This is a genomic window from Nocardiopsis sp. TNDT3, from assembly GCF_003427465.1.
Lineage (GTDB): Bacteria > Actinomycetota > Actinomycetes > Streptosporangiales > Streptosporangiaceae > Nocardiopsis > Nocardiopsis dassonvillei.
Map to the genome: position 1 here is coordinate 1 of NZ_QPFC01000675.1, position 10,456 is coordinate 10,456.

Sequence of the window (10,456 nt, forward strand, 5' to 3'; positions counted from 1 at the left end):
CCCCTGACGCCACCCCGGCCCGGGACGGACCACAGCGCCGTGGCACCCGGGCCCTCCTGTTTCCAGGGGCTTCTCGCTCCCCCGCACCGGCCGCGGCCCGGCCTTCCCACCACGGGCGTCTCACGATCCGGATGGCCCGTCTTCCAGTACGAGACCAGAGCGGTGCGACGAAGGACTACCATCGAGGGGAAACACCCGTAACGATGGGAGCCCGCCCCATGCCAGCCCTACGCTCACGCACCGTCACCCACGGCAGGAACATGGCCGGCGCGCGCGCCCTCATGCGCGCCACCGGTGTGGAGCGCGAGGACTTCGGCAAGCCCATCGTGGCCGTGGCCAACAGCTTCACCGAGTTCGTGCCGGGCCACGTCCACCTGCGCGAGGTGGCCGAGGTCGTCGCCAACGCCGTCCGCGAGGCGGGCGGCGTCCCCCGCGAGTTCAACTCCATCGCCGTGGACGACGGCATCGCCATGGGCCACGGCGGCATGCTCTACTCCCTGCCCAGCCGCGAGCTGATCGCCGACTCGGTCGAGTACATGGTCAACGCGCACTGCGCCGACGCCCTGGTGTGCGTGTCCAACTGCGACAAGATCACCCCGGGCATGCTGCTGGCCGCGCTGCGCCTGAACATCCCCACGGTGTTCGTCTCCGGCGGCCCCATGGAGGCGGGCAAGGTCACGGTGGTCGACGGCACCGCCACCACCGTGCGCAAGCTGGACCTGATCAACCCGATGATCGCCGCGGCCGACGAGAGCGTCTCCCAGGCCGAGCTGGACGAGATGGAGGAGGCCGCCTGCCCGACCTGCGGCTCCTGCTCGGGCATGTTCACCGCCAACTCGATGAACTGCCTCACCGAGGCGATCGGCCTGGCCCTGCCCGGCAACGGCACCGTGCTGGCCACCCACACCGCCCGCCGCGCCCTGTACGAGGACGCCGGACGCCTGGTCGTGGAGGCCGCCAAGCGCTACTACGAGGACGACGACTCCTCCGTCCTGCCGCTGTCCATCGCCACCCCCGAGGCCTTCGGCAACGCCATGGCCCTGGACGTGGCCATGGGCGGCTCCACCAACACGATCCTGCACCTGCTGGCCGCGGCCACCGAGGCGGGCGTCGGCTTCGGCCTGCCCGAGATCGACGCGGTCTCGCGCCGGGTGCCGTGCCTGTGCAAGGTCGCGCCGAACACCGAGAAGTACCACATCGAGGACGTGCACCGGGCGGGCGGCATCCCCTCCATCCTGGGCGAGCTGGCCCGCGGCGGCCTGCTGGACACCTCCCTGCCCACGGTGCACGGCAAGACGGTCGGCGAGTTCATCGCCGAGTGGGACATCGTCTCCGACACCGTCTCACCCGAGGCCGTGGAGCTGTTCCACGCCGCCCCCGGCGGCAAGCGCACCACCAAGGCCTACTCACAGGACACCCGCTGGGACACCCTGGACACCGACCGGGAGAAGGGCTGCATCCGCTCCGTCGAGCACGCCTACACCAAGGACGGCGGCCTGGCGGTGCTGTTCGGCAACCTCGCCCCGGACGGCGCGATCGTCAAGACCGCGGGCGTGGAGGAGGAGCTGTGGACCTTCTCCGGACCGGCCAAGGTGTTCGAGTCCCAGGAGGACGCCGTGGACGGCATCCTCAACAAGCGGATCGAGCCCGGTGACGTGGTGGTCATCCGTTACGAGGGCCCCAAGGGCGGTCCGGGCATGCAGGAGATGCTGTACCCGACGAGCTTCCTCAAGGGCCGCGGCCTGGGCAAGGCGTGCGCCCTCATCACCGACGGCCGCTTCTCCGGCGGCACGTCGGGGCTGTCCATCGGCCACGCCTCCCCCGAGGCCGCCGCGGGCGGTGACATCGCGCTGGTGGAGGACGGCGACGTCATCAGCATCGACATCCCCAACCGGGGCATCGTGCTGGAGGTCTCCGCGGAGGAGCTCGACGCGCGCCGCGAGCGCCTGCTCAAGGAGCTGGGCCGGTTCAGGCCGCGCGACCGACAGCGGCCGGTGACCGCGGCTCTGCGCGCCTACGCGGCCATGGCGACCTCGGCCTCGACCGGCGCCGCGCGCGACGTGTCCCAGGTCGAGAAGTAGCGGACCGGGAGGTGGGGCGGCGCGGCCGCCCCACCCTCAGGAGCAGCAGCCGCCCCCGCAGCACCCTCCACCGGAGGGCGCGGGGGCGGACGCGCGTCCGCCCACCGCCACGGTGGACAGCAGCCGGACCGTGTCGCCGTGCCCCTGGGGGCAGGCCGCCGGGTCACCGGCCCGCGCCATCGGACGGGAGAGCTCGAAGGTGTCGCCGCACTCGCGGCAGCGGAAGTCGTATCTGGGCATGCGGTCAGGATACGACCGCGCCCGGCTCATCCCGTGAAGGGGTTCAGGAGCCGCACTCCACGGTTCGCGACGTCCTTGGTGTTACGGGTGACGAACGTCCACCCGTGGTGCTTGGCGGTGGCCGCCATCAGACCGTCGACCACGGGTATCCGATCCGGAACGTTCATCGGCGCCCATTCGAGGACGACTCCCACGTCCACGGGGACGACCCTGTCTCCGTAGGCGCGGACGAGTCGGTCGAGCCAGTCGGACAACCGCTCCGCCTGGGAACGGTCGCCCCGGTGGTGCAGTTTGCGGACTCCCAGCCGGATCTCTCCCACCACGAGTGCGCTGATGTACAGGTCCGAGTCCTCGACCTCGTCCCACCACCTCAGGAACCCCGGGTCCGGCTCGCGCCGACGCAGTTCGGACAGGACGTTCGTGTCAAGGAGGAAGCTCAACGTTCGCCCCAGTCGATCTCGCGCCCGAGATCCGGGGCACGGACCTCGTCGAGCACGTCCAGCGGAGGCACGGAACCGAGAAGCTCCTTGAAACCTCCGGACTCCCCCTTCAGCCTGCGGTACTCCTCCATGTCCACCAGTACCGCGATCTCACGCCCGTGGCGTGTGATGATCTGGTCGCCCTCACTCTCCACCGCACGGAGCACCTCACTGGTGCGCTGCTTCAGTTCCTGTACCTGCCATCTCACAGCAACCACCTCCGGTTACAGTCTAGACTGTCTGGACAGAAGATGGAGGACGTTCCGCACCGTAGCGGGGGAAGAGCCGAGGGAGCACGCGACCGCCCCCCGGCGCGTGCGCCGGAGGGCGGTCGGGGTCGGCGGCGGTGCCGGGTGGGACGCGAGGTCCCGGCTCCGCCGGATCAGGCGGCCAGGTGGGCCATGTACGGCTCCCACTGGGGGTCGCCGTGGAGGTCACCGTTGATCAGGCGCCAGTGGGGCCCCTTGGGCACCTTGGGGGTCACGTGCAGCTCCCAGCCGAGTTCGTCCAGGAACTTGTCGGCCTTGCGGTGGTTGCACGGCTTGCACGCGGCGACCACGTTCTCCCACACGTGCGCGCCGCCGCGGCTGCGCGGGATGACGTGGTCGATGGTCTCGGCCTTCTTGCCGCAGTATCCGCAGGTGTGCCTGTCGCGCCGCATGAGGGCGACCCTGGTGAGGGGCACTCTGCGGCTGTAGGGGACGCTGATGTAGCGTCGGAGCCGGATGACCGACGGCACGTCGTAGGAGCGCGTCGCCGAGTGCAGTATCGCGCCCGCGTCGTCCTGGTGGACGACCTCCGCCTTCTCTCTCAGGACGAGCAGGATCGCCCTGCGCAGGGGCAGTGTCGTCAGTGGTTCGAAGCTGGCGTTGAGCAGCAGCACGTGGCGGCGGGCGGTGCCTGTGCCACCCTCCCGGCTGCTTCGGGCGCTCATCGCGTCGCCCCAGCCGTCGTCTGTGACGGCCGTGTCTCCTCCCCGGCCAGCCGATCGGCCAGCCAGGAGACCTCCCTGTGCACCGATCCGAGGATCGATGGTTCCGTACGCCTTGCCACACGGACCTCCCGGTGGTCCCGCCGAGTTGCGTCCCGCATTCAGTTTGCGTGGTCGGACCGCTCCGGCGCCACCCCAATTTGCGCTGGGCCGCCCAGAAACCGCGTGTTCCCCCTTTTCCCGGCTCCATTGTGCGCTGGCGGCGCTCCTTTTCACACTGGCGCCGCGCCGGACACATCGGGGTGGATGTCGGTGGATAGGGTGCGAAGTATGCGTGAACTCCGCTACCCCCAGGCCGCACGGCTGGACATCATCGAGAACCTGCACGGTCACACGGTCGGTGACCCCTACCGGTGGTTGGAGGACGGCGATTCGGCGCAGACCAAGGAGTGGGCTGCCGCGGAGGACGCCCTGTACACCGAGGTCTCATCACGGTTCACCACAAGGAACTGGTTCGCCGACCAGGTGCGGTCCCTGCTGGGCGCCGGAAGCGTCGGGGCGCCCGTGTGGCGGGGTGAGCGCCGCTTCTTCGTCCGCCGCACCGCCGAACAGGAGCACGGTGTGCTCTACGTCCAGGACGGCGACGGCCCCGAGCGGGTGCTGGTGGACCCCGGGGCGCTCGACCCCCAGGGTCTGACCACACTGGACGCCTGGAAGCCCGACCGCTCCGGCGCGCTCCTGGCCTACCAGCTCTCCGAGGGCGGCGACGAGGAGTCGGTGCTGCGCGTCGTGGACGTGGCCAGCGGAGACCTGGTGGACGGACCCGTCGATCGGGTCCGGTACAGCCCGATCGCGTGGCTGCCCGACTCCTCCGCCTTCTACTACGTGCGCCGGCTCCCCCGGGACCAGGTGCCCGAGGGTGAGGAGAGCTACCACCGCCGCGTCTACCTGCACCGCCTGGGCACCCCCGCCGAGCAGGACACCCTGGTCTTCGGCGAGGGCCGCGACAAGACCGAGTACTTCACCCCGGTCGTGAGCCGGGACGGGCGCTGGCTGGTGCTGCTGGCCAACCGCGGCACCTCGGCGGCCACCGACGCGTGGATCGCCGACCTGTCCGACGGCGGCCTGGACGCGCCGCGCCTGGTCCCCTTCCAGGAAGGCGTGGACGCCTCCCTGTACCCGCACGTGGGCCGGGACGGGCGCCTGTACCTGTTCACCGACCGGGACGCCCCGCGCGGACGCCTGTGCGTGGCCGACCCCGCCGACCCCGGCTACGGGAACTGGACCACTCTGGTCCCGGAGGACCCCGAGGCGGTGCTGGAGGGGTACGCGGTCCTGGACGGCCCCGGGATGGAGCGGCCCGAACTGCTGGTCTCGCGCAGCCGCCACGCCGTCAGCGAGATCACCCGGCACGCCCTGGCCACCGGCGAACTCCTGGGCGGGCTGGACATGCCCGGCCTGGGCACCGTGACCGGGCTGCTCGAACGCCCCGAGGGCGGGCACGAGGCGTGGTTCGGCTACACCGACAACACCCACCCCTCGTCGGTGTACCGCTACGACGCGCTCTCGGGCGAGGTGTCGCTGTGGGCCGACGCCCCCGGTGACATCGACCTGCCCGACGTGCGGGTGGAGCAGGTCACCTACACCTCCCGGGACGGCACGGCGGTGCGCATGCTCGTGGTCTCGCCCCAGGCGCCCGCCGAAGGACCGCGGCCGACCATCCTGTACGGCTACGGGGGCTTTCGCATCTCCCTCACTCCCGCCTACTCGGCGGTGGCGCTGGCCTGGGTGCGCGCGGGCGGCGTGTACGCCGTCGCCAACCTGCGCGGCGGACTGGAGGAGGGCGAGGAGTGGCACCGGGCGGGCATGTTCGCCGACAAGCAGAACGTCTTCGACGACTGCGCGGCGGCGGCCGAGCACCTGGTCGCCACCGGGGTGACCGACCCCGGGCAGCTGGCCGTCATGGGCGGCAGCAACGGCGGACTGCTGGTGGGGGCCATGGTCACGCAGCGGCCGGACCTGTTCACCGCCGCGGTCTGCTCGGCCCCGCTGCTGGACATGGTCCGCTACGAGCGGTTCGGACTGGGCCAGTTGTGGAACGTCGAGTACGGCACCGCCGACGACCCCGAGCAGCTGGGGTGGCTGCTGGGGTACTCGCCCTACCACAACGTGCGCGAGGGCACCCGCTACCCGGCGACGCTGTTCACCGTGTTCGACAACGACACCCGCGTGGACCCGCTGCACGCGCGCAAGCTGTGCGCGCTGATGCAGCACGCCACGGGGGCCGCGCCCGAGGAGCGGCCGATCCTGCTGCGCCGGGAGTCGGAGGTGGGCCACAGCTCGCGGTCGGTGAGCCGCAGTGTGGCGCTCAACTCCGAGCAGCTGGCCTTCCTCGCCCACTACCTGGGGCTCCGCGTGGACTGAGGTCCCCTCCCCGGTGTCCGCCCCCGCGAGAGCAACAACACAGGGGGCGGGCACCGGGGGACGCCCGTTCCTCCGCGAAGCGTTGAGACAATCGAGGGGACCGCCCCCCAGGAGAACAGCGCGAGAGGATCCGGACGTGACACAGACCGAGACCGGAGCCGCCGACACCCGGACGGCCGAGCCCCGGAGGCACGTGCACCTCGCGCAGGTCCGCTACGCCGACCTCGACCCGCAGCACCACGTCAACAACGTGCGGATGCTGACCTACCTGGAGGACGCCCGGGTGTCCTTCCTGCGCTACGGCGGTGCCGTCGAGGGCGACGAGGTCTTCGGCGCCATGGTGGTGGCCCGCCAGGAGGCGGACTACGCGGCCCCGCTGCTGCCCCGCTCCGAGCCGGTGCGCGTGGAGCTGTGGGTGACCGAGGTGCGCAACGCCAGCTTCACGCTGGCCTACGAGATCCGGGACGAGACCACGGTGTACCTGCGGGCCAGGACGGTGCTGGTCGGCTTCGACGTGCCCACGCAGCGCGCCCGGCGGCTCAACGAGGTCGAGCGCGCCTTCCTCGCCGACTACGCCTGAGCGCCGCGGGGACCGGGCGGCCCGGTCCCGGCGGCCGTGTCGCCTCGGATCACTTGAGGGAGATGGTGACGGCCTCGCCGTCGTCCCCGTCGTCGCCCTTGGCGGACACCGAGACCCGGGTCGGGTTGGCGACCTCGGGAGCGGTGGTCTCCTCGGGCACGTTGACCATGCTGTGCGCCGCCATGACCATGTACTCCCAGAGCTGGCGCTCCAGGGCTTCGTGCAGGTCCAGGGAGTCCACGGCGGCGCGCATGTGCGTGAGCCACAGGTCGCGCTCGGCGACGCCGATGCGGAACGGCACGTGCCGCATGCGCAGCCGGGGGTGGCCACGCTGCTCGTTGTAGGTGCGGGGGCCGCCCCAGTACTGGATGAGGAACAGGCGCAGGCGCTCCTCGGCGGGGCCGAGGTCCTCCTCGGGGTACATGGGCCGCAGCACGGGGTCGTCGGCCACCCCCTCGTAGAAGCGGCGGACCAGGCGGGTGAAGGTCTCCTCACCGCCCACGGCCTCGTAGAACGTCATCTGCACGGGCTCGTCGCCCGCGCTCTGCTGGGAATCGCGCGCGGAAGTCATCGCCACCAGGGTATGCGACCGCCCCGGCCCGGACGAGTCGTCCGCCGGGGCGCGGGAGCGCGAGGGCCCGCGGCAGGATCGGGGATCCGGCCGCGGGCCCTGGGCACCGCTCGGCGCGGGGCGCTCGGCCCCGGCCGGTCAGTCGCGGGTGAGCTTGCGGTGGGTGACCGCGTGCGGGCGCGCGGCGTCCGGGCCCAGGCGCTCGACCTTGTTCTTCTCGTAGGACTCGAAGTTGCCCTCGAACCAGTACCAGTTGGCGTCGCCCTCCCACGCGAGGATGTGCGTGGCGACGCGGTCGAGGAACCAGCGGTCGTGGGAGGTGATCACGGCGCAGCCGGGGAAGTCCAGCAGCGCGTTCTCCAGCGAGCCGAGGGTCTCCACGTCCAGGTCGTTGGTGGGCTCGTCCAGGAGCAGCAGGTTGCCGCCCTGCTTGAGGGTGAGCGCCAGGTTCACGCGGTTGCGCTCACCGCCGGAGAGCACACCGGACGGCTTCTGCTGGTCGGAGCCCTTGAAGCCGAACGCGGCGACGTAGGCGCGGCTGGGGATCTCGACCTTGCCGACCTGGATGAAGGTCTCGCCGTCGGAGACGGTCTCCCAGACGTTCTTGGTGTCGTCGATGCGGCCGCGGTACTGGTCGACGTAGGAGATCTCGACGGTCTCGCCGACGTTGATCCTGCCCTGGTCGGGGGTCTCCTCGCCGACGATCATCTTGAACAGCGTCGTCTTGCCGACACCGTTGGGGCCGATGACGCCGACGATGCCGTTGGGCGGCAGCGAGAAGCTCAGGTCCTCGATGAGCACGCGGTCGCCGAAGCCCTTGGTGAGGTTCTTGACCTCGACCACGGTGTTGCCCAGGCGCGGGCCCGGCGGGATCTGGATCTCCTCGAAGTCCAGCTTGCGGGTCTTGTCGGCCTCGGCGGCCATCTCCTCGTAGCGCTGGAGGCGGGCCTTGCTCTTGGTCTGGCGGGCCTTGGCGTTGGAGCGGACCCACTCCAGCTCGTCCTTGAGCCGCTTGGCCTTCTTGGCGTCCTTTTGCCCCTCGACCTTCAGGCGGGCCTGCTTGGTCTCCAGGTAGACGCTGTAGTTGCCCTCGTAGGGGTAGAACTGGCCCCGGTCCAGCTCCAGGATCCACGTGGCGACGTGGTCCAGGAAGTACCTGTCGTGTGTGATCGCGATGATGGTGCCCGGGTACTTGGCCAGGTGCTGCTCCAGCCAGTTCACACTCTCGGCGTCGAGGTGGTTGGTGGGCTCGTCGAGCAGCAGCAGGTCGGGCTGCTCCAGCAGGAGCTTGCACAGGGCCACGCGGCGCTTCTCGCCACCGGAGAGCTGGGTGACGGAGGCGTCGCCGGGCGGGCAGCGCAGCGCGTCCATCGCCTGCTCCAGCTGGCTGTCCAGGTCCCAGGCGCCCCGGTGGTCGAGCTGCTCCTGGAGCTTGCCCATCTCCTCGAGCAGGTCGTCGGAGTAGTCCGTCGCCATCTGCTCGGCGATCTCGTTGAAGCGGGTCAGCATCGCCTTGGTCTCGGCGACGCCGTCCTCGACGTTCTCCAGGACGGTCTTGTCCGGGTCGAGGTGGGGTTCCTGCGCGAGCAGTCCGACGGTGAAACCGGGCATGAGCCTCGCCTCGCCGTTGGACGGCTGCTCGATGCCGGCCATGATCTTCAGAAGCGTCGACTTACCCGCACCGTTGGGGCCCACGACGCCGATCTTGGCTCCGGGCAGGAACGACCCCGAAACGTTGTCCAGGACGACTTTGTCGCCGTGCGCCTTGCGCACGTTGTTCATGGTGTAGATGTACTCCGGCATGAGTCCAAGCCTAGGGTGTCGCGGCCAATGCCCCCGCCATGGCCCGGGCCCGCGGGAGCCGGTTCCGGGCGGCGGTCGCGACCGAGAAGGCCGCGGCTCCACGGCCCGGGGCGGTGAGGCCGGTCCGGGGCCTCCGTCGCGGCCACAAGGCCACCGCCCCACGGCCGAGGCGGGGCCCGTTCCGCACGGGGAGTGGGACCCGGTTCCGTACAGGGGTCCCGCCGGATCGGGGCGGTGGGGTCCGCCGGACGGGCCCGGCCGCGCCCGCGAAGGCCGCGTCCCCTCACTCCTGCGGCCGCTGGCTCCTCGCCCGCAGCCAGCGGGGCGTGAACTCACGCCAGCGCTCCACGGGCAGCCCCCAGGCCAGGGCCCGGCTCATCAGCACCGCCATGGAGTAGCCGGGGTCGGCGGCCAGGGCCACCTCCAGCGCCGCGGCGGCCAGGGGCTCGTCCCCGCGCTGCCAGGCGGCGACCGCCAGCAGCGAGGCGGGCGCCGCGCGCTGGTGCCGGGGCAGGTGGCGGGTGACCCTGGCCCACAGTTCCTGGTGCACGGGGGCCGCCTCGGCGGTGATGCGCGCCCACGCCTCGTCACGCACCCGGATCTCACCCAGGTAGACCCCCAGCCAGGCCAGTTCCTCCCGGTCGGTGACGCCCCGGCCCGCCCGTTCGGCCCGCACCGCCGCGAGCACGGCGCTCAGACCGCGGTCGGTGAGCGAGCCCCGCATCCCCTGTTCCAGGAGCCGTCGGGCGCGCGCCTGCACCTCCTCGGCGACCACGTCCATCGCGGCGCGTTCGGAACCGTGCACGGGCCGCAGCACCTCCCGCACCCGCTCGATCTCGGCCGTGACCCCGGAGAGCGGCTGGACCGGGACGATCCCGTGCAGGACCGCGCTGGCCGGGACGGTGGAGCGGTCCACGTTGACCACGGTCCCCTCCACCGGACAGCAGTCGGCCCTGGCACAGGTGTAGGACCAGTACCGGCCGCCGGTGACCCGCAGGGCGTCGACGACGGTCAGGCCGCGGCTCCGGGCGGCGGACAGGATCCCGTCCACGTAGGGCGTGACCCGTTCGGGCGGCCCGTAGGCCACGGCCACCAGGGCGGTGCAGCCCTCAGCGACGGCCATGTCCACGGGGACGACCGCGCGTTCCAACGGGTCGCCGGAGGCGGCCAGGCGCTCCAGGTCCGCGCAGAACGCCGAGTGCACGCCCTTGTCGCGCACGGCGAGGACCACGATCCCCGGATCGGGCGGCGTGCCCACCAGGTAGGGCAGGGTCGCGATGATGTCGGTCGGGTTGGTGAGGGTGAGGGCCGCGCCCGCCGCCGCGGGGCCGGTCGGCCCCGGCCCGC

10 protein-coding genes are annotated in these 10,456 nt (G+C 71.5%); 3 read left to right on the forward strand and 7 right to left on the reverse strand.

The features are described from left to right. Positions 1–218: 218 nt before the first annotated feature. Positions 219–2,081, forward strand: coding sequence for a dihydroxy-acid dehydratase (gene ilvD / locus DQW06_RS16910; RefSeq protein ID WP_013154430.1), 1,863 nt, complete (start codon positions 219–221; stop codon positions 2,079–2,081). A gap of 36 nt (positions 2,082–2,117) precedes the next feature. Here the strand turns inward: ilvD and DQW06_RS16915 are convergent, their stop codons facing one another. From DQW06_RS16915 to DQW06_RS16930, 4 genes are all read right to left on the reverse strand, one after another. Continuing rightward, the gene (locus DQW06_RS16915) at positions 2,118–2,321 is read right to left on the reverse strand and encodes a zinc ribbon domain-containing protein (protein ID WP_041552825.1); all 204 of its coding nucleotides are present in this window, start codon (positions 2,319–2,321) and stop codon (positions 2,118–2,120) included. A 26-nt stretch (positions 2,322–2,347) separates the two neighbouring features. Next, positions 2,348–2,761, reverse strand: coding sequence for a type II toxin-antitoxin system VapC family toxin (locus tag DQW06_RS16920; RefSeq protein ID WP_013154432.1), 414 nt, complete (start codon positions 2,759–2,761; stop codon positions 2,348–2,350). Next, on the reverse strand, positions 2,758–3,009 hold the full coding sequence (locus DQW06_RS16925; RefSeq protein ID WP_013154433.1) for a type II toxin-antitoxin system Phd/YefM family antitoxin: 252 nt from the start codon (positions 3,007–3,009) through the stop codon (positions 2,758–2,760). The genes DQW06_RS16920 and DQW06_RS16925 overlap by 4 nt, the downstream gene beginning before the upstream one ends. Before the next feature lie 173 nt (positions 3,010–3,182). Beyond that, positions 3,183–3,683 carry an HNH endonuclease gene (locus tag DQW06_RS16930; RefSeq protein WP_019611059.1) on the reverse strand — a complete coding sequence of 167 codons (501 nt, stop codon included), beginning with the start codon at positions 3,681–3,683 and terminating at the stop codon, positions 3,183–3,185. 378 nt (positions 3,684–4,061) lie between these two features. On the opposite strand from DQW06_RS16930, the gene DQW06_RS16935 reads away from it, so the two are divergent. Both DQW06_RS16935 and DQW06_RS16940 read left to right on the forward strand, forming a co-directional pair. Further along, positions 4,062–6,155: a prolyl oligopeptidase family protein gene (locus DQW06_RS16935; RefSeq protein ID WP_117198896.1), complete on the forward strand. Its 2,094-nt coding sequence runs from the start codon at positions 4,062–4,064 to the stop codon at positions 6,153–6,155. 136 nt (positions 6,156–6,291) lie between these two features. Further along, positions 6,292–6,735 carry a thioesterase family protein gene (locus DQW06_RS16940; protein WP_013154436.1) on the forward strand — a complete coding sequence of 148 codons (444 nt, stop codon included), beginning with the start codon at positions 6,292–6,294 and terminating at the stop codon, positions 6,733–6,735. 49 nt (positions 6,736–6,784) lie between these two features. Here DQW06_RS16940 and DQW06_RS16945 read toward each other — a convergent pair whose 3' ends face one another. The 3 genes from DQW06_RS16945 to DQW06_RS16955 form a co-directional block, all read right to left on the reverse strand. Beyond that, entirely contained in the window at positions 6,785–7,306 is a 522-nt protein-coding gene (locus DQW06_RS16945) for a globin (RefSeq protein ID WP_013154437.1), read from the reverse strand. 138 nt (positions 7,307–7,444) lie between these two features. Continuing rightward, on the reverse strand, positions 7,445–9,109 hold the full coding sequence (gene ettA / locus DQW06_RS16950; RefSeq protein WP_013154438.1) for an energy-dependent translational throttle protein EttA: 1,665 nt from the start codon (positions 9,107–9,109) through the stop codon (positions 7,445–7,447). 283 nt (positions 9,110–9,392) lie between these two features. Further along, a partial coding sequence (locus DQW06_RS16955) for a DUF4192 domain-containing protein (protein ID WP_157983465.1) occupies positions 9,393–10,456 on the reverse strand: 1,064 nt, incomplete at its 5' end.